Source organism: Micromonospora sp. LZ37 (assembly GCF_059359015.1).
Window position 1 is genome coordinate 95,545 of sequence record NZ_JCADBL010000006.1, and the last position, 26,168, is coordinate 121,712.

Consider the following 26,168-nt stretch of genomic DNA (forward strand, 5'->3'; position numbering starts at 1 on the left):
GCGACGGCCGCCGGCCCCGGCGAGGGTCGTGCATCACACACCGGCGGCCGGGACGATCCGCTCGTACATGTCGGTCCAGCGCACCTCGCCCAGCCCCACCGAGCGGTAGAGGGTGACCGGGGCGGTCGGGTTGGTCAGGTCGACGCCGAGGCCGGCGGCGGTGCGGCCCTTCGCCGCGTAGACCGCGAAGGCCCGCCGCAGCAGCGCCGCCCCCACCCCGCGCCGCCGGGACGCCGGCAGCACCGACAGATTCCGGACGAAGCCCTCGCCCTGCGCCACCGCCTGGTCGGAGGACTGGAGCGCGCCCGCCGGCGACCCGTCGACCTCGGCGAGGTACCACTCGTCCCAGGTGACGTCGTGCTGGGTGATCTGCTCCCGCCACCGGTCGAAGTCGAGCGGCTCGTAGTCCGGGGTGTCCCGGAACGCGGTGTCGTAGATCCGGTGGAACTCCCGCAGGTCGGACTCGTCGTCCGCGCGCACCGGCCGGACCGTCACGCCGGGCGGTGGCGGCGGCTCGGCGGGCAGGTCGGCCAGGTCACGGCGCATCCGGACGTACCGCTTGACCCGGGTGAAGCCGGCCTCGGCGAGCTCGGCCGCCCAGCGGGTCTCCGGCGCGAAGACGGCGGTACGCACGGTGAGCGCCGGCACCCCACGCTCGGCGGCCCGCTCGGCCACCCGGTCGAGCTGCCGGGCGAGCAGCGGGGCGCGCAGCTGCGCCCCGCGCTCCGGGTCGACGTAGACCTCGACGAACTCGCGGCCCACCCCGCTCGGGTTGTCCACCGTCGCCCAGGCCACCACCGTGCCGTCCGGGTCGACGGCCAGCCAGGAGTCCCGGGCCGGGTCGAAGAAGGGCGCGGTCAGGCAGGCCCGCACGTCCTCGGCGTCGAAGTCGGGGTGGCCGATGGCGAAGGTGTCGGCGGCGTGCACCACGGCGAGGATGGCGGGCACGTCGTCCAGGGTGGGTCGGCGGGCGGTCCAGCCGGCGGGGAGCGTCACGCCGGAGATCCTGACAGCGGGCCCCGATCCGCGCTGCCCATTTTCCGACCGATCGGGAAGCCGATCCGGCGCGCCGGCGCCCGCCCACCGACCGGGCTTCACCCGGCCGGGGCCCGCAGCCGGGCCCGGACGGCGGTGAGCAGCTCCACCAGCTCGGCGCCCTCGGCGGGTCGCAACGCCCGGAACGCGGTGGACGCCAGCCGGTCGGTCACCGCCTCGGCCCAGAGCCGCCGGCGCACCAGCGGCCCGACCGGCGGGTACGGCGGCGGCCAGCCGCAGGCCGCCGCCCCGGCCTCCCCCTCCGGTCCGGCGAGCACCGCCTCCAGCGGGGTCATCCCACCGGCCCGCACCGCGAGCAGGTACGCCCCGGTGAAGTGTTCGCGGAGCAGGAGCAGCGCCACGGCGGCCCGGGCACCAGCGGCGTGGTCCGGGACCGGCATGGCCCGCCAGGCGGCGAAGAGCGGCATCCCGGTCGCGTCGGCGGCGGCCACCACCCGCTCCAGCAGCGCGGCGAGCCGGGGCATGCCGGGCAGGTCGTCGAGGTGCTGGGCGCCCCACCGGCAGCACTCGGCGAGGTTGGCGGAGGCGACCTCCACCGGACGGACCACCCGGCCGGCCGCGTCCCAGCCGTCGGCGACCGCCTCGGGGGCGATGAAGCCGAGCGCCGCCGCCACCGTCTCGGCGCGGACATCGCCGAGCGCGCCCGCCCGTCCGGTGATGTAGAAGGCCCAGCCGGAGATGCCGAGCAACCGGGCCCGGCGCAGCGTGCCCGGGCAGCGGCTGAAGACCTCACCCAGCTCCAGCACGGCCGGCTTGCTGGCGGCCGCCACCTGTTCCGGCGTCATCCCGGACGCCCGCTGCACGCATTCATCGCGCTCAGTGTGCCTCGTCGTCGCCCGCCGCGGCATCCTCCTCCTCGGCGTCCAGCGCCTCGACCGCCGCCTCCACCTCGCCGGCCCGCCGGCGCGCGGCGGTCAGGGTCCGTTCGGCGCCGCGTCGGGCCAGCCTGGCCCGGCTCAGCTCCTGCTCGGCGACGGCCCGGCGGCGCTCCAGCTCGGCCAGTTCGGTCTCGATCCGGTCCAGGGCGGCCGTGCCGTCCCGCTCGGCCGCCACCGCGCCGTCCAGCTCGGACTCCGCCCGCTCCTGATCGGTACGCGCCGACGCCAACTCCCTGCGCAGCGCCCGGCGGCGGGACTCGCGCTCGGCCCGGGCGGCCCGTTCCGCCGCCCGCTCGTCGCGGGCCCGACGCGCCTGCGTCCGCTCCCGCTCCCGGTCGGGCGCCCGGGCCGGTTCCTCCGCGCCCCCGGTGACCAGCCGCAGCTGCGGCCGGGGCACCTCACCGAACCCGGCGTAGTGGACGGCCTTCAGCAACCGTCCGGAACGGACCTGCTCGGCCACCTCGGCGTCGGCCAGGGCCGCGTTGAGGGTGGCCTCCACCTCGGCCAGCGGCAGCTTCCCGGCCGACGGGGCGTCGGGGGTGGCGGCGGCGATCCGGCGCACCTCGGCGACGAGGGCGGAGACCACCGCCCGCCGCTGGGCGGAGAGTTCGCGGAGCTTCGCCCCCTTGAGGTCGCGTTGCGCGGCGCGCAGCGCCTCCGCGAGCGAGGCCAGGTCGGCGACGAGTTCGGGGCGTTCCAGGGCGAGCAGGTTGACCAGCCAGGCGGCCACGGTGGGGCGCTTCAGCCGGGCGATCTGACGGGCCGCGGTGGCGTCACCGGTCCGGCGGGCCTCGGCGACGGCGGCGTCGCGGGCCGCGACGAACCGGTCCGGCGGCGTGCGGTAGAGCCGCTGGACCAGGTCGGACGGGACGGTGGGCACGGGTCAGTCGATCCGGCTGCCCGGTTCGCCCACGCCCGGGGCGATGACCGGCACCGCCCCGGCGTGCTCCACCCGGAGACACGAGTGGGCGTACTTGGTGAGCTGCATCGTGACTCCTCGCTTATCGAATCGTGACGTCCTCAGCGCAGTCTGCCGGAACCGACGCGATGCCGCGTCGCGTCCGAGCTATCGCCCCGGGTGCCGGGGCAGTCAGAGGACGGAGCGGGGATGGGCGTACGGATGGCGCGACACCGCGGGGTGGCCGCGGTGGCGGTCGGGTTGGCGGCGCTGCTGCTGGCCGGTTGCGGAGCGGGCGGGGAGTCCACGGACACGGCGGGTTCCCGGGCGGAGGCGCCCGCCGGTGGCGCCCCGGCCGGTGCGGCCGGCGAGCAGGACCAGGCCGGCGCGGGCGCGCCGGACCTGCGCGTCGAGCAGCGGTCGATCATCTACACCGGGACGATGCGGGTGCAGGTGGACGACGTGGAGGGCGCCGCCCGCCGGGCGGTGGCCGCGGTGACCACGGTCGGTGGGTTCGTCGGCGGGGACAACCGGCGCAGCGTGGCCGCCGACGCGGAGGCGGAGCTGGTGCTGCGGGTGCCGGCGGCGAAGTTCACCGCGTTCGTCGACGAGCTGGCCACCTACGGCAGGCAGCAGCGCCGGGAGGTGAGGACCGAGGACGTCACCGAGCAGACGGTCGACCTGGACGCCCGGATCGCCACCCAGCGGGCGCGGGTGGACAGTGCCCGCAAGCTGCTCGCCCGGGCCACCTCGGTCTCCGAACTGGTCTCGCTGGAGGGCGAGGTGGCGAAGCGGGAGGCCGACCTGGCGTCGCTGGAGGCGAAGAAGCGGAAGTTGTCCGACCTGACCGCGCTCTCCACCATCACCGTGACGTTCGTCGGCCGGGACGCCTCGACCGCCGAGGAGGAGACCGAGACCGGCTTCATGGTCGGGCTGCGCGGCGGCTGGAAGGTCTTCCTGGTTTCGATGAGCGTCCTGCTCACCGTGCTGGGGGCGGTGCTGCCGTGGCTGCTGACCTTCGGCGTACCCCTGGTGGTGCTGATGGTGGTGCTGCGGCGGCGCCGGCGGCGTCCCGCGCCACCGGCGCCGCCCACGACGCCGTTCGGCGGGGGTCACCCGCCGGCTCCTACCGCGCCGCCGCCAGTGCCCGCAACGCGGTCTGCACCATGAGTCGGATCCCGGCGGGGATGGCCCGCTCGTCCACGTCGAACGAGCCGCGGTGCAGGTCCACGTTGGGCCCGGACCGGCCGACGCCGAGGCGGGCCAGCGCGCCGGGGACGTACTCCAGGTACCAGGAGAAGTCCTCCCCGCCCATGCTCTGCGGGGTCTCGGCGATGCCCTCCGGTCCGAGCGCCGCCGCGGTGGCGGCGGTCAACACCTGGATGGCCCGGGCGTCGTTGCTCACCGGCGGACGGCCGCGCAGGTATTCGAGGTCGACCGTGGCGCCGGTGGGCGCGATGACGTCCCGGACGACCTGAGCGACGATCTTGGGAGCTTCCTCCCAGGTGTCGCGGTCCATCACCCGCAGGGTGCCGGAGGCGCACGCCTCGGACGGGATGACGTTGTACCGGGTGCCGGCCGAGGCGTGGCCGAACACCAGCAGCAACCCGCTGTTGGCCGGCACCCGGCGGCTGACCAGGGCCGGCACCTCGGTGACCAGCCGGCCGAGCGCGTCGACCAGGTCGACGGTCAGGTGCGGCCGGGCGGTGTGCCCGCCGGGGCCGGTGAGCCGGACGGTGACGTTGTCGGCGGCGGCGGTGATCGGCCCGACCCGCAGGCCCACCTGACCCACCGGGAGGTTCGGGTCGCAGTGCACCGCGAAGATCTGGACCACGTCCTCCAGGCCGCCGGCCTCGATGACCTCCAGCGAGCCGCAGGGCAGGATCTCCTCCGCCGGCTGGAAGATCAGCCGGACCCGCCCGTCGAGCTGGCCGGCGTCGCGGAGCTGGGCCAGCAGCATGCCGACGCCGAGCATCACCGTGGTGTGCACGTCGTGCCCGCAGGCGTGGCAGACCCCGTCGACGGTGGACCGGTACGGGACGTCCTTCGGGTCGGTCAGCGGCAGCGCGTCGATGTCGGCGCGGAGCGCGATCACCGGCCCGTCGGGGCGCCCGTCGATGTCGCAGATGACCCCGTTGCCCTTGGGCAGCAGCCGCGGGTGCAGGCCGGCGAGGGCGAGCTCCCGCGCGACCAGCGCCGCCGTCTCGAACTCCTCGCCCGACAGCTCCGGATGGGAGTGGATGTGGCGACGGGTGGCGATGAGGCCGGGTACCCGCAGGGCGAGCAGATGGTCCAGCTCGAAGGGCAGGGGGTGGGATCCGGACGACGCCTCTGGCCTGGACAACCCCGGATGGCTGCCGTTCGGCAGCGTCAACGCACTCGTCACGTCGAAGTCTCGATCACTAGGAATGGATGGATCATCGGGGAGGACAGCAGACAGCCTAGACCTCCGCCGGTGACGCTGCGCAACCTCGTTACGGTAGTGATCGGACCGCGTAGCGTCACGTAAACCCTGGTGAGAGGGCTCGAATATCTGCGGGACAGCAGGTAGATCGCGGTCGAAAGACGTCATCTGCCCCACACCTCCTACACCGCGTAACCGATTGGGCGGTCGCGAAATCGGCGTCGATCCGGGGCCGTCGTTCCGAATTGTCGCAAAAGTCGCCACAATTAACTGCCGCTCCGACAAATAGCCGACGACCCTCGGCAGCCGAGCGACTCCCGACGGTGACACGGTTGCCCCGCGCGTGGCCGGACATGCTGTCCGTTCCGTCCACCGGTTCGGATTTACCCACGAACCCCGGGGGCACACACCGCCCGCCCGGAGGGGCCACGCTGCCCGGCCGACACGTCGCACCGGGGTCTTCCCCCGACGGTAGCTCCGCCGGGTCGCCCATGACCAGCGGCGGAGCCCCCGGACACGACGACGGCGGCCCCCGCCGCGCCGCAGCGCCGGCGGGAGCCGCCGTGATGCCCTCGTCCCGCCGCCCATGGCGGGGGCGGGGTCGGTCAGAAGCGGTCGCTGGGTCGGTACGTCCCCCACACCTGGCGCAGCGTCCCGCAGACCTCGCCCACCGTGGCCCGGGCCCGCAACGCGTCCTTCATCGGGAAGAGCACGTTCCCGGTCCCCTCCGCCGCGGCCCGCAGCTCGGCCAGGGCCCGCTCCACCGCGCCGGCGTCCCGGTCCGCGCGCAGCTTGGCCAGCCGCTCGGCCTGGGCCGCCTCGATCGTCGGGTCCACCCGCAGCGGCTCGTACGGCTCCTCGGAGTCGATGGCGAACCGGTTGAGCCCGACCACCACCCGCTCCCCCGAGTCGATCTCCTGAGCGATCCGGTACGCGGACTGCTCGATCTCCCGCTTCTGGAACCCGGCCTCGATCGCGTCCACCGCCGAGCCGTGGTCGAAGACCCGGTCCATCAGCTCGTTGGCGGCCGTCTCGATCTCGGCGGTCATCGCCTCCACCACGTACGACCCGGCGAACGGGTCGATGGTGGCGGTCAGGTCCGTCTCGTACGCCAGCACCTGCTGGGTGCGCAGCGCCAGCCGGGCCGCCTTCTCCGTCGGCAGCGCGATCGCCTCGTCGAAGCTGTTGGTGTGCAGCGACTGGGTGCCGCCGAGCACCGCGCCGAGCCCCTGCACCGCCACCCGGACCAGGTTGACCTCGGGCTGCTGCGCGGTCAGCTGCACGCCCGCGGTCTGGGTGTGGAAGCGCAGCATCATCGACTTCGGGTTCTTCGCGCCGAAGTCGTCGCGCATCAGCCGGGCCCAGATCCGCCGGGCGGCGCGGAACTTCGCGACCTCCTCCAGCAGGGTGGTCCGGGCGACGAAGAAGAACGACAGCCGGGGCGCGAAGTCGTCCACGGCCAGCCCGGCCTCCAGCGCGGCGCGGACGTACTCCACGCCGTTGGCCAGAGTGAACGCGATCTCCTGCGCGGGCGTCGCGCCGGCCTCGGCCATGTGGTAGCCGGAGATGGAGATGGTGTTCCACTTCGGCACCTCCGCCCGGCAGTAGGCGAAGGTGTCGGCCACCAGCCGCAGCGAGGGCTTCGGCGGGAAGATGTACGTCCCCCGGGCGATGTACTCCTTGAGGATGTCGTTCTGGATGGTGCCGTTGAGCGCCCCGCCGGCCACCCCGTTCTCCTCGGCGACCAGCTGGTAGAGCAGCAGCAGCACCGAGCCGGGCGCGTTGATGGTCATCGAGGTGGAGACCTTGTCCAGCGGGATGCCGTCGAAGAGCAGCCGCATGTCCTCGATGGAGTCGATGGCCACCCCGACCTTGCCCACCTCGCCGTGGGCGATCGGGTCGTCGGAGTCGTAGCCCATCTGGGTGGGCAGGTCGAAGGCGACGGAGAGGCCCATCGTGCCGGCCCGCAGCAGCTGGTGGTAGCGCGCGTTGGACTCGGTGGCCGTGCCGAAGCCGGCGTACTGCCGCATGGTCCACGGCCGGGAGGTGTACATCGTGGGGTAGACCCCGCGGGTGTACGGGTAGTCGCCGGGGGCGCCCAGCCGGGAGTCCAGGTCCTCCGGAAGGTCCGCCGCCGTGTAGACGTCCTTGATCGGGAAACCCGACTCGCTAACCCGTTCGCTCATCCCCGGATGGTAGGACGCGAGCCGCCGTCGATGGGTGAGGGATACCGCACACCCGGGTGCCGGGCGGGGCGGACGGCAGGTGAACGTCCGCACACGTACCGTCGAGTAGCAGAATGGGGCGCCGCGTCGGGTTTCGCATCGGGCGTCGGAACCAGCAAGATAGGGGGGTTGTGTCCCAGCCCCCTCGATCTCCCCCCGGTGGCTCTTCTGTGACTCAGATCCCGACCTGGAGCGGCGGACCCGTCAGTCCCCCCAACGGGCGTGCAGCACCCGGCACCACCATCGGTGGCCGCTACTCGCTGCGCTCCGCGGTGGGCAACGGCGGCATGGGCACGGTCTGGCGTGCCAACGACACGTTGCTCCGACGCGACGTGGCGGTCAAGGAGGTCGTCCTGCCCCCGGGACTGGCCCCCAGCGACCGGGACGCGATGTACGAACGCACCCTCCGCGAGGCCCGCGCCGCCGCCGCGATCCAGCATCCCGCCGTGGTCCAGGTGTACGACGTGGTCACCGAGGGCGGCCGGCCGTGGATCGTGATGGAGCTGCTCGACGCGCGCAGCCTGGCCGACATGGTGATCGAGGACGGGCCGGTCGCGCCCCGGGCGGTCGCCAAGATCGGCATCGCGCTGCTCGGCGCGCTGGAGGTAGCGCACGCCAACGGGGTGCTGCACCGCGACGTCAAGCCGGCCAACGTGCTGATCTGCACCGACGGCCGCTGCGTGCTGACCGACTTCGGGGTGGCCCGGATGCCCACCGACGTCCAGCTCACCACCCCGGGGATGGTGCTCGGCTCGCCGCACTTCATCTCCCCGGAGCGGGCCATGGGCCAGGACTTCGGCCCGCCGAGCGACCTGTTCTCGCTCGGCGTGACGCTCTACACCGCCGTCGAGGGGCGCCCCCCGTTCGACAAGGGCGACCCGATCGAGACCATGCACGCCGTGGTCGAGGACCCGCCGGCCACTCCCCAGCGCAGCGGCCCGCTGACCCGGGTGCTGATGGGGCTGCTGGAAAAGGATCCGGGCCGCCGGCTGGACGTGCACACCGCCCGGGCGATGCTCCGCGAGCTGCTCGCCGGCCCGCTGACCAGCACCGCGACCGCGGTCAACTCGGTCACCGACCCGTACGCGGTGGTGCCGGTGCAGCGTCCCTCGACGCCGCCGCCCGCAGCGGCCGAGCCGGAACCGAAGCCCAGCGGGCAGATCGGCGGCCGGGCCATGCTGGCCCCCGGCGAGTCGCTGACCGACCGGCTGGCCGCGCTGCGCCGGGGCGAACGGCCGACGAAAGCCGGCGCCGCCCCCGCCGCCGGCCTCGACGACACCAGCGCCGACGCGCTCGCCGGCCCCCTGCACACCCCCACCGGGGCGATGCCGGCGCCGGGACGGGGCGCGGGCACGACGTACGGTGGCGCCCCGGAGGCCACCCAGCGGATCGACCCGGACGCCAACCGGCGAGCCGGGGCGCCCGAGGCGACCCAGCGGATCAGCACCGGCCATCCGGACGCCACCCAGCGGGTCTACGGCGGCCACCCGGACGCCACCCAGCCGGTCTACGGCGGCCACCCCGACGCCACCCAGCCGGTGTACGGCGGTGGGCAGTGGTCGGTGCCCGGCACCGGCCAGTCGTGGACCTCGCCGGGCGCCACCCCGGCCGGGGCCGACGGTGGCCGGCTCGGCGCCGTCAAGGGCGCCGGCGGCCGGCTGGTCACCACGGTCCGGGGCTGGCCGCGCAAGCTCCAGCTCGCGGCGGCCGGCGGCCTGGCGGTGCTCCTGCTGGTCGGCGTCTTCTCGCTGACCGGCGGCGACGACCCGGCGGGGACCACGTCGCCGCAGACCCAGCCGACCGCACCCGCGGCGGGCGGCGCGCTGCCGGAGATGCAGGAGCACAACGCCCGGGGCGTGCGGGTGAACGTGCCCAAGGGCTGGAAGAAGGCGACCGGCGGCTCGTACGTCGACTACGTCGACCCGGACGACGAGGGGCGCAAGGTCCGCATCCTCGCCGAGAGGTGGGGTGGCACGCCCACCCGGTGGGCGGAGACCGCCCAGAACTTCCTGCGCACCCGGAGCACCACCTGCACCAAGCCGTACCAGCAGGTGGCCATGGACGAGCAGGAGGTCGCCGGCAAGCCGGGCGTGCAGTTCGAGTACACCTGCGGCGAGGGCGACGGCATGCGTCACGGCGTGTGGCGCGGCGTGCTCAACGACGGGAAGATGTACTCGTTCTACCTCTCCTCGACCGACGCCAAGTTCGCCGAGAGCAAGCCGATCTTCGAGGAGATGGTCAAGTCCTTCCAGCTCACCGCGGCGGGCTGAGCCGAGGGCCGAGCGGACGTGGTGATCCGCCGCCGTGCTATCCATAGGCAATGGCGGCGGAACCCACTGACCTTGACCAGATTCGCGACCAGGCTCGGCGCTGGCTCGACGACGACCCCGACCCGGTCAGCCGCGCCGAGCTGCGCGCGGTGCTCGACCGCCTCCCGGACAGCGCCCCGGAGCTGGCCGACCGGTTCGCCGGGCCGCTGACCTTCGGCACCGCCGGGCTGCGCGGCCCGCTGCGCGCCGGTCCGAACGGCATGAACCTCGCCGTGGTCACCCAGGCCGCGGCCGGGCTGGTCGGCTGGCTCGCCGCGCAGGGCGGCGAGGGGCCGCTGGTGGTCGGGTACGACGCCCGGCACGGCTCCCGCGAGTTCGCCGAGCGCACCGCCCAGGTCGCCACCGGGGCCGGCCGGCCCGCGCTGCTGCTGCCCCGGCCGCTGCCCACGCCCGTGCTGGCGTACGCGGTGCGGCACCTCGACGCGGTCGCCGGAGTGATGGTCACCGCCAGCCACAACCCTCCGCAGGACAACGGCTACAAGGTCTACCTCGGCGCGCAGCTGGGTGGGGGGCTGGGCGCGGGCGCCCAGATCGTGCCGCCGGCCGACGCCGGCATCGAGGCCGCCATCCGGGCGGTCGGCCCGCTGGCGCAGGTGCCGCTCGGCCCGCCCGGTCAGGTGCTCGGCGACGACCTGGTCGTCTCGTACGTCGACCGGGCCGCGGCGGTGGTCGAGCCGGGCGGCCCGCGGGACCTGTCCGTGGCGTACACGCCGCTGCACGGGGTGGGCGCGGCGGTGCTGACCGCCGCCTTCGCCCGGGCCGGTTTCCCGGTGCCCGGCGTGGTGCCCGACCAGGCCGAGCCGGACCCCGCCTTCCCGACGGTGAACTTCCCCAACCCGGAGGAGCCGGGCGCGGTGGACCGGCTCGTCGCGCTCGCCAACTCCACCGGAGCGGACATCGCGATCGCCAACGACCCGGACGCCGACCGGTGCGCGGTGGTCGTCCGGGACGGCGGGACCGGCTGGCGGATGCTGCGCGGCGACGAGGTGGGCGTGCTGCTCGCCGACCACCTGATGCGGCGCGGAGTGACCGGCCTGTACGCCACCACCATCGTGTCGTCGTCGCTGCTGCGGGCGATGAGCGCCGCGCGGGGCCTGGCGTACGACGAGACGCTGACCGGGTTCAAGTGGATCGTGCGGGCCGGGGGCGGTGCGACACCGCTGGTCTTCGGCTACGAGGAGGCGCTGGGCTACTGCGTGGCGCCGGAGCACGTCCGGGACAAGGACGGCATCACCGCCGCGCTGACCGTCGCCGAGCTGGCCGCCGGGCTGAAGGCGCAGGGCCGCACCCTGACCGACCGGCTGGACGAGCTGGCCGCCGAGTTCGGCGTGCACCACACCGACCAGCTCTCCGTCCGGGTGGACGATCTGCGGGTGATCGCCGACGCGATGGCCCGGATCCGCGCGACCACCCCGACGTCGCTGCTCGGCCACCCGGTCACCGAGGCGCAGGACCTGCTCCCCGGCGCGGACGTGGTGATCCTGCGGACCGACGCCGCCCGGGTGGTGATCCGCCCGTCGGGCACCGAGCCGAAGCTCAAGGCGTACCTGGAGGTGGTGGAGCCGGTCGCGGACGGCGACGTGGCCGCGGCCCGAGGGCGGGCGACCGCCGCGGTGGCCGCGCTCCGCACCGAGATCGCCGCCGCGCTCGGCATCTGACGGCAGCGGCCGGGGACCGCCGGCACCCAGCCGGTCGACGGGTGGGTGCCGGAACCCGTCGCGCCGGCCGGCCGGGAGCGGCGTCCCGGGACCGGGCCACCACCGCACCTCGGCCAGCGGGGTGATCAGCTCGGCCGCCTCTGCCCGCTGCCCGCTGCCCGCTCACGCACGCTTTGCTCTGCTGCCTCCAACGCAACACGGGAGCGCTTCCAGTGTCGCGTACGCGGCAGCAGAGCAAAGCGTGCGAGTGAGTGAGGTGTCCGCCGCTGGACGGGCGGACGGCGCGCGACCACCCCGGCCCGACCCGCGGCATCACGGGTGGCCCCGCGCCGAGCAGACCGTGCGGCGAGCGGGTCGGGCGGGACAGCGGCGGGTCCGGTACGCCGGGCCCCGCTAGGGGCGCTTGCCGAGGGCCTGGTCGACGGCCTGGCCGAGGGCGGCGACGACCAGGCCCACCGAGGGGCGGACGACCGAGTCGTCCAGGCTGACGTTGCCGGAGAAGCCGGCGCCACCGGCGATCTCCTCCAGCCGGCGGTGGGCGGCGGCCGCCGCGTCGCCGGTCAGGCCGAGCGCCGGCTCCATCCGCAACACCGCCACCAGGGTCGCCAGCGCGGCGGTCCGCTCGTCGGGCAGCTGACCGCTGGCCAGCGCCGCGGCGAGCCGGCCCCGGGTCTCCGCCTCCACCGAGGCGTCCGCCGTCGGGTACCGGTGCACGACGATGAAGCCCAGCTCGGTCTCCTCGACGTCCCGGACCACGCCCCGGGCCACCAGGTCGCCGAGGATCCGGTCACGCAGACCGTGCCGCAGCCGCTGCACCCAGGACGACGGGGTGTGCGGGGTGTCCGCGGCCATCCGGGCCAGCACCTCGTCGATGATCGGCTCGCCGACCGGCGTGGGGTCGGTCGCCACCAGGGACCCTTCGGCGTACGCGACCCGGCCGGCGAGCGCCAGCTCCACCAGGACGGCCGCGGCCATGCCCAGGTCGAGGCTGATCCGGGGCATGGTCGCCCGGCCCGTCTCGTCGTCGTACGCCAGCAGCAGCAGCTCTTCGGCGAGCGCAACACCAGTCATAGCCGCAGACGCTAGCGGGTGCCCGCACCGTGGCGCGCGGATCCGCAGACCGGGGTGTCGGCGGCCACCCCTGCGGCGACGATTCAGGACACGGTCTGCGGCGCCTGTGGGGCCCGGTCACGGTTCATGAACCGCTCGGCGGCGCTCGGCCCCCCGAGCACCCGCCAGGCCAGGAAACCGAGCACCCCGCCGAGCGTGTTGGCGAGCAGATCGTTGACATCCGCCAGGCGACCGCTGCTGACCAGGACGTTGCTGAGGAACTGCACCAGCTCGACGACGCCGCTGACGGTGAGCGACACGAGGGCGGCCTGCCGGACGTCGCGGATCCGCGTGACCAGGGGAAACAGCACGCCCAACGGGACGAACATGACGATGTTGAGCACGAACGTCGTCGGGTCGATGGTGAGCACCGGGATGAAGTTGGCCTTTTCGTACCAGGGGCTCCTGTTGCCGTGGACGCCCAGGGCGACCTGCAGCGGGAACAGCGTCACGGCCACCACGGTCAGCAGGTACCAGCACATCGCCCACCAGGCCAGCAGCCGCCGGGCGGACAGCGTGCCGCGACGCCGGAGCACCAGCCACGCTCCGAGGGTGAGCACGACGGCCAACGGCGGTACCACGGCCAGTGCGGAAATCTCGTACAGCGCGCCGGACACGACGCCTCCCAGCATGATCGAAATGAGTGGTGCAACCGGGGGACAAGATCGCACGAGCGCGGGTCGCCGCCGTCGGCGGACGCGTCACTACGGGCGACCACCACGAGTGGTCGCCCGCACCGGGACGGACTAGAAGCGGGGCATGCCGCCGAACTGGCGGTCGCCGGCGTCGCCGAGGCCCGGGACGATGAACTTGTTGTCGTTGAGGCCCTCGTCGATCGAGGCGGTGACCAGACGCAGCGGCAGGCCGGAGCGCTCCAGCCGCTCGATGCCGACCGGCGCGGCCAGGACGCAGAGCACGGTGATGTCGGTGCAGCCCCGGTCGGCGAGCAGCCGGCAGCAGTGCTCCAGCGAGCCGCCGGTGGCCAGCATCGGGTCGAGCACCAGCACCGGCAGCCCGGCCAGGTCGCGGGGCAGCGACTCCATGTACGCGCGCGGCTCGTACGTCTGCTCGTCGCGGGCCAGGCCGACGAAGCCCATCGACGACTCCGGCAGCAGGCCGAGCGCGGCGTCGGCCATGCCCAGACCGGCCCGCAGCACCGGCACCAGCAGCGGCGGGTTGGCCAGCCGGGTGCCCTCGGTACCGGTGACCGGGGTGGCCACCGGGTACTTCTCGACCGGGAAGGTGCGCGCGGCCTCGTACACCAGCATGGTGGTGAGTTCGTGCAGCGCGGCCCGGAACGACGAGGAGTCGGTCCGGGCGTCCCGCATGGCGGTCAGCCGCGACTGGGCGAGCGGGTGGTCAATGACGTGTACGTCCACGATCGCTCAACCTACCGGTCGCCCGGAGTCCGCACTGCGGCTGCGGGGCGACCAGCGACGCCGCTCACGTACGCCGCCCGACGGAGTCACCGTGACCAAGATCACTGGAGGGCCGGATGCGTAGTATTCGGGGCATGACGGCGACAGCGACGTCGGCCCGGTCGGACCTCTCCGAGCTGGGACGATCCGAGACCGCTCTGCGGACCTTCCTGCACGGCCTGCCCGGCGTGGACCAGGTCGGCGCGGAGCAGCGGGCGGCACAGCTCGGCACCCGCTCCATCAAGACCACCGCCAAGGCCCAGGCGATCGACCTGGCCATCCGGATGGTCGACCTGACCACCCTCGAAGGGGCGGACACCCCCGGCAAGGTGCGGGCGCTGGCGGCCAAGGCGCTGCGCCCCGACCCGGCCGACCCGTCCTGCCCGCACGTCGGCGCGGTCTGCGTCTACCCGGCGATGGTCCCGTACGTGGCCGAGGTGCTGCGCGGAAGTGGCGTGCACCTGGCCAGCGTGGCGACCGCGTTCCCCTCGGGCCAGGCGCCCCTGGAGATCAAGCTCGCCGACACCCGGGCCGCCGTCGAGGCCGGGGCGGACGAGATCGACATGGTGATCAACCGGGGCGCGTTCCTGGCCGGGCGATACAAGGAGGTCTACGACGAGATCGTGGCCACCAAGGAAGCCTGCGGGGACGCCCACCTGAAGGTGATCCTGGAGACCGGCGAGCTGGCCACCTACGACAACGTGCGGCGGGCCTCCTGGCTGGCCATGCTGGCCGGCGGTGACTTCATCAAGACCTCCACCGGCAAGGTTCCGGTGGCGGCCACGCTCCCGGTGACCCTGGTGATGCTGGAGGCGGTCCGCGACTTCCGCGCCGCCACCGGACGACAGGTCGGCGTGAAGCCGGCCGGCGGCATCAAGACCACCAAGGACGCGATCAAGTACCTGGTGATGGTCAACGAGACCGTCGGCGCGGACTGGCTCGACCCGGACTGGTTCCGGTTCGGCGCGTCCAGCCTGCTGAACGACCTGCTGATGCAGCGCACCAAGCTGACGACCGGCACCTACTCCGGTCCCGACTACTTCACCCTGGACTGAGAGCCGATGTTCGAATACGCACCCGCCCCCGAGTCCCGCTCGGTGGTGGACATCAAGCCCTCGTACGGGCTCTTCGTCGACGGAAAGTTCGTCGACCCGACCGACGGTGGCAGCTTCAAGTCGATCAACCCGGCCTCCGAGGAGGTCCTCGCGGAGGTCGCCGAGGCCGGCGCGCAGGACGTGGACCGCGCGGTCCGCGCCGCCCGCCAGGCGTACGAGCGGGTCTGGGGTCCGATGCCGGGCCGGGACCGGGCCAAGTACCTGTTCCGGATCGCCCGGATCATCCAGGAGCGCTCCCGCGAGCTGGCCGTGCTGGAGTCCCTGGACAACGGCAAGCCGATCAAGGAGTCCCGCGACGTCGACCTGCCCCTGGTCGCCGCGCACTTCTTCTACTACGCGGGTTGGGCCGACAAGCTGGAGCACGCCGGGTTCGGTGCCAACCCCCGCCCGCTCGGGGTGGCCGCGCAGGTCATCCCGTGGAACTTCCCGCTGCTGATGCTGGCCTGGAAGATCGCCCCGGCGCTCGCCGCGGGCAACACGGTGGTGCTCAAGCCGGCCGAGACCACCCCGCTGACCGCGCTGCTCTTCGCGGAGATCTGCCAGCAGGCCGACCTGCCCGCCGGTGTGGTCAACATCGTCACCGGGGCCGGCGACACCGGCCGCGCCCTGGTCGAGCACGCGGACGTCGACAAGGTCGCCTTCACCGGCTCCACCGAGGTGGGCCGGGCCATCGCCCGGTCGGTCGCCGGCACCCGCAAGAAGCTCACCCTGGAGCTGGGCGGCAAGGCCGCCAACATCGTCTTCGACGACGCCCCGATCGACCAGGCCGTCGAGGGAATCGTCAACGGCATCTTCTTCAACCAGGGGCACGTCTGCTGCGCCGGCTCCCGGCTGCTGATCCAGGAGAACGTCGCCGACCGGGTGCTGGAGTCGCTCAAGCGCCGGATGGCACAGCTGCGGGTCGGCGACCCGCTGGACAAGAACACCGACATCGGCGCGATCAACTCGGCCGCCCAGCTGGAGCGGATCCGCGAGCTCTCCGACGCCGGCTCCGCCGAGGGCGCCGAGCGCTGGTCGCCGCCGTGCGAGCTGCCCGAGCGGGGTTTCTGGTTCGCGCCGACCATCTTCACCGGGGTCACCCAGGCGCACCGGATCGCCCGCGAGGAGATCTTCGGCCCGGTGCTCTCGGTGCTCACCTTCCGTACCCCGGCTGAGGCCGTGGAGAAGGCCAACAACACGCCGTACGGGTTGTCGGCCGGGATCTGGACCGACAAGGGATCCCGGATCCTCTGGATGGCCGACCGGCTGCGCGCCGGCGTCGTCTGGGCCAACACGTTCAACAAGTTCGACCCCACCTCGCCGTTCGGCGGCTACAAGGAGTCGGGCTACGGTCGCGAGGGCGGCCGGCACGGGCTGGAGGGCTACCTCAATGTCTGAGCGGGTCGCGGTACGCAAGACGTACAAGCTCTTCATCGGCGGGAAGTTCCCGCGCAGCGAGTCGGGACGGTCGTATCTCGTGCAGGACGCGAATGTCTCCCTGGCCTCCCGCAAGGACGCGCGGGACGCGGTGGTCGCCGCCCGCGCCGCGGTGAAGGGCTGGGCCGGGGCGACGGCGTACAACCGGGGTCAGATCCTCTACCGGGTCGCCGAGATGCTGGAGGGCCGCCGCGAGCAGTTCGTCGCCCTCGGCGTGCCGGCGGACGAGGTCGACGCCGCGATCGACCGCTGGGTCTGGTACGCCGGCTGGTCCGACAAGCTGACCCAGGTGTACGGCGGCGCCAACCCGGTCGCCGGGCCGTACTTCAACCTCTCCGCGCCGGAGCCGACCGGGGTGGTGGCCGTGGTGGCCCCGGAGGCCCCGGCGCTGCTCGGCCTGGTCAGCGTGATCGCCCCGGCGATCGTCACCGGCAACACCGTGGTGGTGGCGGCCTCGCCGGCGGCGCCGCTGGCGGCGGTGACCCTGGCCGAGGTGCTGGCCACCTCCGACCTGCCGGGCGGGGTGGTCAACATCCTGACCGGCCGGCTGTCGGAGACGGTGCCGACCCTGGCCGCGCACATGGACGTCAACGCCATCGACCTGACCGGGGTGACCGACGCCTCGCTGGCGGCCGACCTCGAGGTGAAGGCGGCGCAGAACCTCAAGCGGGTGCTCCGGCCAGCGCCGGCGGACCACGACTGGACCGCCGACCCGGGCGTCACCCGGATGACCACCCTGCTGGAGACGAAGACGGTCTGGCACCCCAAGGGGGTGTGATCGCGGGTCGCTGTCCGGGGTTTCCGGCCCCGGACGGCGTCCGCGTGCGGGTTCAGCTCGCGACTCCTGCCCTGGGAAGGTTCTACTACGGGGGGTAGGATTACGGGGTGACTCGGTTGGGCGATCTTGAGCGTGCGGTGATGGACGTGCTGTGGGACACGGTCCCCGCCACGTCGGACGGGGTGACCGTGCGGGAGGTCGCCGACGCCCTCGACGGCCGGGAGTTGGCGTACACGACGGTGATGACCGTGCTGGACCGGCTCGCCGGCAAGGGCATGGTGCAGCGCGAGCGGGAGGGGCGGGCCTGGCGCTACCGGGCCGCGGCCAGCCGCGAGGCGCACATCGCCCAGCTCATGCTCGACGCCCTCGACCTCGGCGGCAGCCGGGACGCCGCGCTGGTGCGCTTCGCCCGCTCGGTGACCGGCACCGAGGCCGACGTGCTGCGCGCGGCGCTCGGCGCCGAGGCCGGCCTGACCGACCGGGTCGAGGACCCGCGGGGCCGGCGGACGCGGCTCGCCGACGAGGCGACGGACCGGTAGGGCGGCGGCCATGGCGTTCGCCGTGCACTTCGCCGTGTCGATGCTGGCCTGCTATCTCACCGCGCAGGTGCTCGCCGGCTCGACCTGGACGTGGCGCGCCCCCCGGGTGGCCATCGTCTGCTGGCAGGCGGTCGGGCTGGCGCTCGGCCTCTCCGCGATGGGCCTGCCGATGGCGGCCGGTCTGGCCGCGTACGACCGGCCGACCGGCAGCGCGCTGCTCGCCCTCGCCACCGACCTGAGCCACAGCACGCTCCCGCCGGGGCTGAACGCCGCGCACCTGGGGCTGGTCGGGATCGGCTTCGGCATCGGCGCGGTGCTGCTCACCACGACGGTCCGCAGCATCCACGCGACCGTGCGCGCCCAGCGCCGGCACCGGGACCTGCTCACCCTGGTCGCCCGCCGGGACCCCACCGTGCCGGGCGCGCTGGTGCTGGACCACCCGAGCGCCGCGGCGTACTGCCTGCCCGGGGTGCGGCCCCGGGTGGTGGTCAGCGCCGGGACGCTGAGCCTGCTCGACCGGGCCGAGCTGGAGGCGGTGCTCACCCATGAGCGGGCGCACGCCGACGAGCGGCACGACCTGGTGCTGCTGCCGTTCACCGCGCTCTGCCGGGCGCTGCCCTGGTTCGGCTGGGTACGCGCGGCGCACGAGCGGGTCGCGCTGCTGGTCGAGATGCGCGCCGACGACAAGGCCCGGGAGCTGCACGCGGAGATTCCGCTGGCCGGCGCGCTGCGCCGCTTCGCGGCCTGCGGCGACCGGATCACCCCGGCCGGAGCGCTCGGCATGGGCGACCGGGACCTGGACGTCCGGGTGCAGCGGCTGATGCTCCCCGACCGGCCGCCCCGCCTGATCGGGGCCGCCGCGCTGACGGTGGCGACCGTCCTGGTCGCGCTGCCGATCTCCCTCTTCCTGAGCTGACCTCCGGCGCCGCCCGGCGCACTCGCGAGATCGTGCTGGATCCATGAAGTAGTGGCCTCTCCGCGGCGGGGAGGCCACTACTTCCACGTTGGAGCGCGATCTGGCAGGCCCGAGGCTCGATCTACTACGTGTCGTCGTAGTATCTTGCACTACGAGGCGTAGTAGTTATGCGTAGAGAAACTACGTGTAGGCTGTCTACGAAAAGAGAGCCAACCTCTGGGAAGCGGTCATGGACACCCTGCTCCTCGCGCGCCTGCAGTTCGCCACCACGACCTCGCTCCATTTCCTCTTCGTGGTGGTCACCCTCGGCCTGGTCACGCTGCTGGTCGGCCTGCAGACCGCCTGGTTCCTGACCCGCAACCCGGCGTACGAGCGGCTGACCCGCTTCTGGGGCCAGCTCTATGTGATCAACTACGTGCTCGGCATCGCCACCGGCATCGTCATGGAGTTCCAGTTCGGACTGAACTGGAGCGGGCTGTCGCGCTACGTCGGGAACGTGTTCGGGGCCCCGTTGGCGATCGAGACGTTGGTGGCGTTCTTCCTGGAGTCCACCTTCCTCGGCATGTGGATCTTCGGATGGCACCGGCTGCGCCGGGGCGTGCACCTGGCGCTGCTCTGGGGCGTCGCGCTCACCGCGTACGCCTCCGCGTTCTGGATCATGGTGGCCAACTCGTGGTTGCAGAACCCGGTCGGCTACGAGCTGCGCGACGGCGTCGCCCACCTCACCGACTTCACCGCGCTGCTCACCAACCCCAGCCTCGGCATGGCGTTCGGCCACGTGATCTCCGCGGCGCTGCTCACCGGCGGGCTGCTGATGGCCGCGGTCAGCGCCGGGCACCTCATCCGCCGCACGCCGGACTTCGCGCTCTTCCGCACCTCGCTGCGGATCGGCCTGGTCACCGCCGCGATCGCGGTCACCCTGGTGCAGGGCTTCGGTTTCGCCCAGTTCGGCCCGGTGTCGCAGGTGCAGCCCACCAAGTTCGGCGGCGGCCCGGCCGCCGACACGCTGGTCGCCGAGTGGACCGCCCGGTTCGGCCCCGGCGACTACACGCCGCCCGTACTGAGCAACGTGGGTCTCGGCTTCATGATCCTGATCGGCTTCACCCTCGGCTGCGTCTGGCTCCTGCTCCCCCTGCTCTGGCGGGACTGGATCATCCGGCTGCGCTTCCCGCTCTGGCTGACCCTGTTCGCCCTGCCGCTGCCCTTCATCGCGGTGATCCTCGGCTGGATCTCCCGCGAGGTCGGCCGCCAGCCCTGGGTGGCGTACGGGCTGCTGCCCACCGAGCGAGCCGTCACCGACGTCGACGCCGGGCTGATGCTCGCCTCGCTGATCGGCTTCAGCCTGCTGCTCGGCGCCCTCGCCGTCACCAACTGGACGCTGCTCGCCCGGCACGCCGCCCGGGGCGCCGCCGATCCCGCGCTCGGCCGCCCACCCGGCGTGCCCGACGACGGGACCCGATCCGCCCCCGCCTTCGCCTGAGGAGACCGAGATGGACCTCGCCTGGTACGCCCTGCTCGGCCTCTTCTTCGCCACCTACCTGGTCCTCGGCGGCTACGACTACGGCGTCGGGCTGCTGCTGGCCCGGGGCGCCGACCCCGCCCGCCGGCGCGCCGCGCTCACCGCGCTCGGCCCGTTCTTCCTCGGCAACGAGGTGTGGCTGGTCGCCGCCGTCGGCATCCTCTTCGGCGCCTTCCCCACCCTGGAGGGAGAGCTGCTCTCCGGCTTCTACCCGGCCGTCGTCGGGGCGCTGTTCGGGGTGATCGGAGTGACCGCCGGGGTGCAGCTGCGCAGCCGACCCGACCGGGAGCGGACCCGCGCCCGCTGGGACCGGGTGGTGGTCGCCGGCAGCGCGCTCGCCGCACTCGGCTGGGGAGCCCTGCTCGCCGGGCTGCTCCAGGGCGTACCCCTGCACGCCGACGGCCACGTCGCCGGGGTGACCCACCTGGCCACCCCGTTCGTCGCCGCCGCCGGGCTCGCGATGCTCGCCCTCGTCGCGGCCCACGGTGCGACCTTCCTCACCCTGCGGCTGCCGGCCGCCGAGGCGACGGCGGTCGGGCGCACCGCCCGCCGGCTGATCCCGGTGGCGCTCGCCGCGGTCGCCACGGCCACCGCCCTCGGCCTGCTCTCCGACCGGGTACGCGACGCCGTGCGCCAGCCGGCGTCCGCCGTACTCCTGCCGTTGCTGCTGGTCGCGGCCCTGCTGGTGGCGCGGGCGGCGCTCCATCGCGGGCGGCCCGGGGTGGCCTTCGCGGCGACCAGCGCGGCGCTGGCCCTGCCGGTGGCCCTGGTCGGGGCGGCGCTCTGGCCCGCGGTGCTGGTCTCCACCGTCGACCCGGCGGCCACCCTGACCGTCGCCGACGCGGCCGCCAGCGGGCCGACACTGCGCCTGCTGGGCTGGCTCGCGCTGCCGCTCCTGCCGGCCCTACTAGGCTTTCAGGCAATGTGCTGGTGGGTGTTCCGGGGACGGACCGACGGCAGGGCACCGGTGTACTGGTGAACCGCCGTCCCTTCGACCCGCGTCTGCTGCGTCGGGTCCCCGGGGCCCGGCGCGACCTCGCCGTGCTCGCGATCCTCGGCGGGCTCACCGCGCTGCTGGTCATCGGGCAGGCGACCGCGCTGGCCGCGCTGCTCGCCACCGCGCTCGACGGTCGGCTGGACCGGCCCGCGCTGGCCGGCTTCGTCGCCGCCGTCGGCGGGCGCGCGCTGGTCACCTGGGGGCAGGGCACGGTCGCGGCGCGGGCGGCGGCGACGGTGAAGGCCGCCCTCCGCGCGGACCTGCTCGCCGCCGTCGGCCGGCACGGGCCCGGCTGGGTCGCCGGCCAGCGGGCCGGGCAGCTCGCCACCCTCACCGGACGCGGCCTGGACGCGCTCGACGCCTACTTCACCGGCTACCTGCCCCAGCTCGTGCTGAGCGTGACCGTGCCGCTGGCCGTGCTGGCCCGGCTGGTCTTCGCCGACTGGGGCTCGGCACTGATCATCGCGCTGACCATCCCGCTGATCCCGGTCTTCGGCGCGCTGCTCGGCTGGCAGGCGCAGGCCGCCACCGAACGGCAGTGGCGGCGGCTCTCCCTGCTCGGCGGGCACTTCCTGGACATGGTCGCCGGGCTGCCCACGCTGCGCGCGTTCGGCCGGGCCCGCGCCCAGGTCGAGGTGGTGCGCCGGATGGCCGACGGGCACCGGGTCGCCACCATGAAGACGCTGCGGATCGCCTTCCTCTCCGCGCTGGTGCTGGAGCTGGTCGCCACCCTGTCGGTGGCGCTGGTCGCGGTGCCGGTGGGTATCCGGCTGCTCAACGGCGGGATCGCCCTCTCCACCGCGCTGCTGGTGCTGCTGCTCACCCCGGAGGCGTACCTGCCGCTGCGGGCGGCCGGCAGCCGGTTCCACGCCAGCATGGAGGGGCTCACCGCGCTGGACGAGGCGTTGACGGTCTCCGCCACGCCGGCCACCGCACCGGCCACCGCGCCCGTTCCCGCGCCGGCCGGCAGCGGCGAGATCCGCTTCGAGGCGGTGACCGTCGAGTACGAGCGGACCACCGCGCTGCGGGACGTCACGCTGACCGTCCGCCCCGGCGAGCGGATCGCCGTCATCGGGCCGAGCGGCGCCGGCAAGAGCACCCTGCTCGGCCTGCTGCTCGGCTTCGTCACCCCGACCTCCGGCCGGGTCACCGTGGACGGCGTCGACCTGGCCGACGTCGACCTCGACGCCTGGCGCCGGCAGCTGGCCTGGGTGCCGCAGCGGGCCCACCTCTTCGCCGCCTCACTGGCCGACAACATCCGGCTCGGCGCCCCCGACACCCCGGACGCGGCGCTGGCCACCGCGGTCACCGACGCGGCGCTGGACGACGTCGTCGCGGCCCTGCCCGAGGGGCTCGCCACCACGCTCGGCGAGCGCGGGTACGGGCTGTCCAGCGGCCAACGGCAGCGGGTCGCCCTGGCCCGGGCGTTCCTCCGGGACGCCCCGCTGGTGCTGCTCGACGAGCCGACCGCGCGGCTGGACACGGCGAGCGAGGCGGTCGTCCTCGACGCCACCCGGCGGCTGGTGGCCGGGCGTACCGCGCTGCTGGTCGCGCACCGGCCCGCGCTGCTCGCCGACGCCGACCGGATCCTGCGCGTCGAGGAGGGCCGGGTCACCGAGCTGACGGCGACGCCGGTCGGGGAGGCCACCCGATGAGCACCGGACCCACCCGCCCCGACCAGCCCGGCCACCCCGTGCCGGACGGAGTGTCCGCCGACGGGGTGACCCCGGCCGGCCGCGACCCGGGCAGCCCGACGCCGGCCGAGGTCACGCCGCCGGAGCTGGCGGCCCCCACGACCACCGCGCCGGACCGGACCGGGCCCGGCCGCCCGACCGGGAGCACCACCGGCGACGACGGGCCGGCCCGGGCCGCCGAGCGGGCGGTGCTGCGGCTGGCCCGGCCCTACCTGGGCCGGCTGGTCGGCGCCGGGCTGCTGGCGGCGGCCACCGAACTCGCCGGGCTGGCCCTGATGGCCACCGCCACCTGGCTGCTGATGAGCGCCGCCGGCCGGCCGCCGCTGGACCGGCTGACCGTGGCCATCGTCGCGGTCCGGGCGCTCGCCATCAGCCGGGGCGTGTTCCGGTACTCCGAACGGCTCGCCGGCCACGACGCCGTGCTCCGCCTGATCACCGACGTCCGGGCCCGGGTCTTCGCCACCCTGGCCGCCCGCCGGGCCCCCGCCGGGCAACGCACCGGGGACGCGCTGAGCCGCCTCGTCTCCGACGTCGAGGCCGTCCAGGACCTGCTCCTGCGGGTGCTCGTACCGGCGGCGGCCGCCGCGCTGGTCGGGGTGCTGGCCGTGGGCGGGGCCGCGCTGATCTCGCCAGCCGCGGCCGGGGCGCTCGCCGCCGGCCTGCTGGTCGCCGGGGTGGTCCTGCCGGCGCTGGCCACGATGCTCACCCGGCGGGCCGCCGACCAGGTCGCGCCGCTGCGCGGGGCGCTCGCCACCGACGCGGTCGACCTCACCCACGGCGCGGCCGACCTGGCCGCCTTCGGCGCCACCGGGCAGGCCCTGGCCGGCGCCGAACGGCACGCCGAGCGGCTGGCCCGACTGGAACGCCGGCTCGCCGCGACCGGCTTCGCCGTCGACGCGGCCGGGGTGCTCGTCGCCGGGCTGACCGCCGGCGGCGTGGTGCTCGCCGCGCTGCGCGCCGGGGTGGACGGCGTCCTGGTCGGCGTACTGGCGGTCGGCACCCTCGCCGCGGTGGAGATCGCCCTGGCCCTGGTCGGCGCGGCCCGGCAGCGCAGCCAGCTCCGCACCGGCCTGGCCCGGGTCGCGGCCCTGCTCACCGAGCCGCTTTCGGCCCCCCAGCCGACCGGCCCGGCAGCCGCCCCGGCCGCCCCGGGTGCCGTGCCGACCACCGCCGGTGCGCCGGCCGACGGCACGACGGGAGCCGCCACCGGTGCGGCCACGGTGGGCGCCGCCGCCCCGCACGACGTCCGCTTCGAGGGGGTCACCGTCCGCTACCGGGAGGGCGCGGCGCCGGCGCTGGACGGGGTGGACCTGGACCTGCCGGCCGGGCGCCGGGTCGCCGTGGTCGGGCCGAGCGGCGCCGGCAAGAGCACCCTGGCCGCCGTGCTCACCGGGGTGGTCCGCCCCGCCGCCGGCCGGGTCACCCTCGACGGCGTCGACCTGTCGGCCTACCCCGAGGAGGAGCTGCCCCGGGCGATCGGCGGGCTGCTCGCCGAGGCGTACGTCTTCCACGCCTCGGTCCGGGAGAACCTGCTGCTCGGCCGCGCCGCCGCCGGTGAGGAGGAGCTGGCCGCGGCGACCCGGGCGGCCGGCCTGCTGGACTGGGTACGCGAACAGCCCGACGGCTGGGACACCGTGGTCGGCGAGGAGGGCGGGCAGCTCTCCGGCGGGCAGCGGCAACGGCTCGCGCTGGCCCGGGCGTTGCTCGCCGCACCCGGGGTGCTGGTGCTCGACGAGCCCACCGAGGGGCTGGACCCGGCGGCGGCGGACGCGGTGCTCGCCTCGACGCTCGCCGCCACCCCGGCCGGGCACTCGGTGCTGCTGATCAGCCACCGGCTCAGCGGCCTCGACGGGCTGGACGAGGTCGTCGTGCTGGACGCCGGCCGGGTCGTGCAGCGCGGCCGGCACGCCGAGCTGGTGGCCGCCCCGGGCTGGTACCGGGACCAGTGGCTGCTCCAGGAGGCGGCCGAGCGGGGCTACCTCGCTCTGGCACCCTGACCCCGGTTCCGGGGATCTCCCCGAGGTCACCGCCCGCCCCGGGTGGCAGGGTGGAGCCATGCGCGGGTGTGACGACGTACGGGTGGAGCAGCGGCTGCGCGAGCTGGACGACCGGCTGCGCGGGCCGGCCCGGCTCAAGGCGGAGCTGATCGCCGAGCTGCGGCACGCGCTGACCGACGCCGCCGAGGCGTACCGGGAGGGTGGGCTGTCCCCGGCGGAGGCCGAGCGGCGGGCGGTGGCCGAGTTCGGCACCGCGGCGCAGCTGGCGCCCGCCTACCAGGTCGAGCTGGCGGCGGGGGCGCTGCGTGGCCTGTCCCTGCGGGCGCTCGCGATCGCCCTCGTGCTGGTGTCGGCCGGCGACCTGACCTGGCGGGGGTCGAGCTGGAGCGACGGCCCCCCGCCGCCGCAGGGCTACCAGCTGCTCTCGGCGTCGATGAACTGGATCTGGCTGGTCGTCGCCGGGTTGGCGGCGGTCGGGCTGGTCGCCGGCTTCGCGGCGGCCCGCGGCGGTCGCGTCGCCGTGCCGGGCGGGCAGCTGCTCGGGCTGGGCCTGACCGGCGCGCTGGCGCTCGGCGCGGTCAGCGGGGTGGCCCTCTTCGCCTGGTCGGTGGAGCTCTGGGACGCGGCCCTGACCTGGCCGCCGATGATGATCGGCGTGGTCGTCGCGAGCGCGGCCTACTTCTCGCTCGCGCGGGCGGCCCGGTCCTGGCTGACCGCTGCCCGGTGACCGGACGCGAGGAGGCCCGATCCTCGCCCGCCGTCAGGCCGGGGTGGCCGGCGGCTCGTCGGGGCCGAGGAAGCGCGCCACGGTCGAGCTGAACTCCCGCCACCCGGCCCGCTCGTCGGAGAGCGCCCGGCGGCCGGAGCCGGTGAGCTCGTACGTGCGCCGTTCCCGGCCGTTGACCGTGCTCCAGGAGCTGGCGACGTGCCCGGCCCGCTCCAGCCGGCGCAGGGCCGGATAGATGGTGCCGGTGGGCAGATCCAGGTTGCCGTCGCTGCGGACGCGCAGCGCCTCGATGATGGCGTAGCCGTGCAGGGCGCCCTGTTCCAGGACCGCCAGCAGGAGCGCGTCGAGGTGTCCGTGCAGCGCCTGAGCCTTCATACGTAGCAAGGCTACTTGTCCGCCGCACGGACCGCCACCGGGGTGCCGGGTCCGGCACCGCCCGGCCGACCACTAGGGTATGTGCCCAGAGTCACTCGGCGGCCGCACGCGCCGCCGG

Annotated in this window: 22 protein-coding genes; 13 read left to right on the plus strand and 9 right to left on the minus strand. The window is 74.6% G+C overall.

Annotated features, from left to right (window positions below; genetic code table 11):
• Positions 1-33: 33 nt before the first annotated feature.
• From AC5L3Z_RS14700 to AC5L3Z_RS14710, 3 genes are all read right to left on the minus strand, one after another.
• The gene (locus AC5L3Z_RS14700; RefSeq protein WP_494842334.1) at positions 34-996 is read right to left on the minus strand and encodes a GNAT family N-acetyltransferase; all 963 of its coding nucleotides are present in this window, start codon (positions 994-996) and stop codon (positions 34-36) included.
• Between the two features lie 98 nt (positions 997-1,094).
• The gene (locus AC5L3Z_RS14705; protein WP_494842336.1) at positions 1,095-1,841 is read right to left on the minus strand and encodes an SCO6745 family protein; all 747 of its coding nucleotides are present in this window, start codon (positions 1,839-1,841) and stop codon (positions 1,095-1,097) included.
• A 31-nt stretch (positions 1,842-1,872) separates the two neighbouring features.
• On the minus strand, positions 1,873-2,814 hold the full coding sequence (locus AC5L3Z_RS14710) for a hypothetical protein (protein WP_494842338.1): 942 nt from the start codon (positions 2,812-2,814) through the stop codon (positions 1,873-1,875).
• Positions 2,815-3,042: 228 nt separating this feature from the next.
• On the opposite strand from AC5L3Z_RS14710, the gene AC5L3Z_RS14715 reads away from it, so the two are divergent.
• Complete coding sequence (locus tag AC5L3Z_RS14715; RefSeq protein ID WP_494842340.1) at positions 3,043-4,002, plus strand: DUF4349 domain-containing protein; 960 nt, start codon at positions 3,043-3,045, stop codon at positions 4,000-4,002.
• Here the strand turns inward: AC5L3Z_RS14715 and AC5L3Z_RS14720 are convergent.
• Positions 3,959-5,218, minus strand: coding sequence for an amidohydrolase (locus tag AC5L3Z_RS14720; protein ID WP_494842342.1), 1,260 nt, complete (start codon positions 5,216-5,218; stop codon positions 3,959-3,961). The genes AC5L3Z_RS14715 and AC5L3Z_RS14720 overlap by 44 nt on opposite strands.
• A 623-nt stretch (positions 5,219-5,841) precedes the next feature.
• Positions 5,842-7,422, minus strand: coding sequence for an acyl-CoA mutase large subunit family protein (locus tag AC5L3Z_RS14725; RefSeq protein WP_494842344.1), 1,581 nt, complete (start codon positions 7,420-7,422; stop codon positions 5,842-5,844).
• 209 nt (positions 7,423-7,631) lie between these two features.
• Here AC5L3Z_RS14725 and AC5L3Z_RS14730 point away from each other — a divergent pair, with 209 nt between their 5' ends.
• Entirely contained in the window at positions 7,632-9,731 is a 2,100-nt protein-coding gene (locus AC5L3Z_RS14730; protein ID WP_494842346.1) for a serine/threonine-protein kinase, read from the plus strand.
• Between the two features lie 50 nt (positions 9,732-9,781).
• Positions 9,782-11,449 carry a phospho-sugar mutase gene (locus AC5L3Z_RS14735; RefSeq protein ID WP_494842348.1) on the plus strand — a complete coding sequence of 556 codons (1,668 nt, stop codon included), beginning with the start codon at positions 9,782-9,784 and terminating at the stop codon, positions 11,447-11,449.
• 393 nt (positions 11,450-11,842) lie between these two features.
• Here AC5L3Z_RS14735 and AC5L3Z_RS14740 read toward each other — a convergent pair whose 3' ends face one another.
• From AC5L3Z_RS14740 to upp, 3 genes are all read right to left on the minus strand, one after another.
• Complete coding sequence (locus tag AC5L3Z_RS14740) at positions 11,843-12,520, minus strand: GOLPH3/VPS74 family protein (protein WP_494842350.1); 678 nt, start codon at positions 12,518-12,520, stop codon at positions 11,843-11,845.
• A gap of 83 nt (positions 12,521-12,603) precedes the next feature.
• Positions 12,604-13,176, minus strand: coding sequence for a VanZ family protein (locus tag AC5L3Z_RS14745; RefSeq protein WP_494842352.1), 573 nt, complete (start codon positions 13,174-13,176; stop codon positions 12,604-12,606).
• A 129-nt stretch (positions 13,177-13,305) separates the two neighbouring features.
• Positions 13,306-13,938 (minus strand): uracil phosphoribosyltransferase, encoded by a 633-nt coding sequence (upp, locus tag AC5L3Z_RS14750; RefSeq protein ID WP_334523407.1) that lies wholly within the window; start codon positions 13,936-13,938, stop codon positions 13,306-13,308.
• Positions 13,939-14,072: 134 nt separating this feature from the next.
• On the opposite strand from upp, the gene deoC reads away from it, so the two are divergent.
• The 10 genes from deoC to AC5L3Z_RS14800 all read left to right on the plus strand — a co-directional run bounded on the left by deoC (position 14,073) and on the right by AC5L3Z_RS14800 (position 25,675).
• Entirely contained in the window at positions 14,073-15,032 is a 960-nt protein-coding gene (gene deoC / locus AC5L3Z_RS14755) for a deoxyribose-phosphate aldolase (protein ID WP_494842354.1), read from the plus strand.
• Between the two features lie 6 nt (positions 15,033-15,038).
• Positions 15,039-16,469, plus strand: coding sequence for an aldehyde dehydrogenase family protein (locus AC5L3Z_RS14760; protein ID WP_494842356.1), 1,431 nt, complete (start codon positions 15,039-15,041; stop codon positions 16,467-16,469).
• A complete protein-coding gene (locus AC5L3Z_RS14765; protein ID WP_494842358.1) occupies positions 16,462-17,286 on the plus strand; it encodes an aldehyde dehydrogenase family protein in 825 nt (274 codons plus the stop codon). Before AC5L3Z_RS14760 ends, AC5L3Z_RS14765 begins: the two co-directional genes overlap by 8 nt.
• Positions 17,287-17,393: 107 nt before the next feature.
• A complete protein-coding gene (locus AC5L3Z_RS14770) occupies positions 17,394-17,825 on the plus strand; it encodes a BlaI/MecI/CopY family transcriptional regulator (protein WP_334523397.1) in 432 nt (143 codons plus the stop codon).
• Positions 17,826-17,835: 10 nt separating this feature from the next.
• Positions 17,836-18,741 carry a M56 family metallopeptidase gene (locus AC5L3Z_RS14775; RefSeq protein ID WP_494842360.1) on the plus strand — a complete coding sequence of 302 codons (906 nt, stop codon included), beginning with the start codon at positions 17,836-17,838 and terminating at the stop codon, positions 18,739-18,741.
• Between the two features lie 229 nt (positions 18,742-18,970).
• Positions 18,971-20,221, plus strand: coding sequence for a cytochrome ubiquinol oxidase subunit I (locus AC5L3Z_RS14780; RefSeq protein WP_494842362.1), 1,251 nt, complete (start codon positions 18,971-18,973; stop codon positions 20,219-20,221).
• Between the two features lie 10 nt (positions 20,222-20,231).
• Positions 20,232-21,239 carry a cytochrome d ubiquinol oxidase subunit II gene (locus AC5L3Z_RS14785; protein ID WP_494842364.1) on the plus strand — a complete coding sequence of 336 codons (1,008 nt, stop codon included), beginning with the start codon at positions 20,232-20,234 and terminating at the stop codon, positions 21,237-21,239.
• Positions 21,236-22,912 (plus strand): thiol reductant ABC exporter subunit CydD, encoded by a 1,677-nt coding sequence (gene cydD / locus AC5L3Z_RS14790; RefSeq protein ID WP_494842366.1) that lies wholly within the window; start codon positions 21,236-21,238, stop codon positions 22,910-22,912. The genes AC5L3Z_RS14785 and cydD overlap by 4 nt, the downstream gene beginning before the upstream one ends.
• Positions 22,909-24,948: a thiol reductant ABC exporter subunit CydC gene (gene cydC, locus AC5L3Z_RS14795; protein WP_494842368.1), complete on the plus strand. Its 2,040-nt coding sequence runs from the start codon at positions 22,909-22,911 to the stop codon at positions 24,946-24,948. The genes cydD and cydC overlap by 4 nt, the downstream gene beginning before the upstream one ends.
• 58 nt (positions 24,949-25,006) lie before the next feature.
• Positions 25,007-25,675 carry a permease prefix domain 1-containing protein gene (locus tag AC5L3Z_RS14800; protein ID WP_494842370.1) on the plus strand — a complete coding sequence of 223 codons (669 nt, stop codon included), beginning with the start codon at positions 25,007-25,009 and terminating at the stop codon, positions 25,673-25,675.
• Between the two features lie 33 nt (positions 25,676-25,708).
• Here AC5L3Z_RS14800 and AC5L3Z_RS14805 read toward each other — a convergent pair whose 3' ends face one another.
• Positions 25,709-26,050: a PadR family transcriptional regulator gene (locus AC5L3Z_RS14805; RefSeq protein ID WP_334615187.1), complete on the minus strand. Its 342-nt coding sequence runs from the start codon at positions 26,048-26,050 to the stop codon at positions 25,709-25,711.
• Positions 26,051-26,168: the final 118 nt, after the last annotated feature.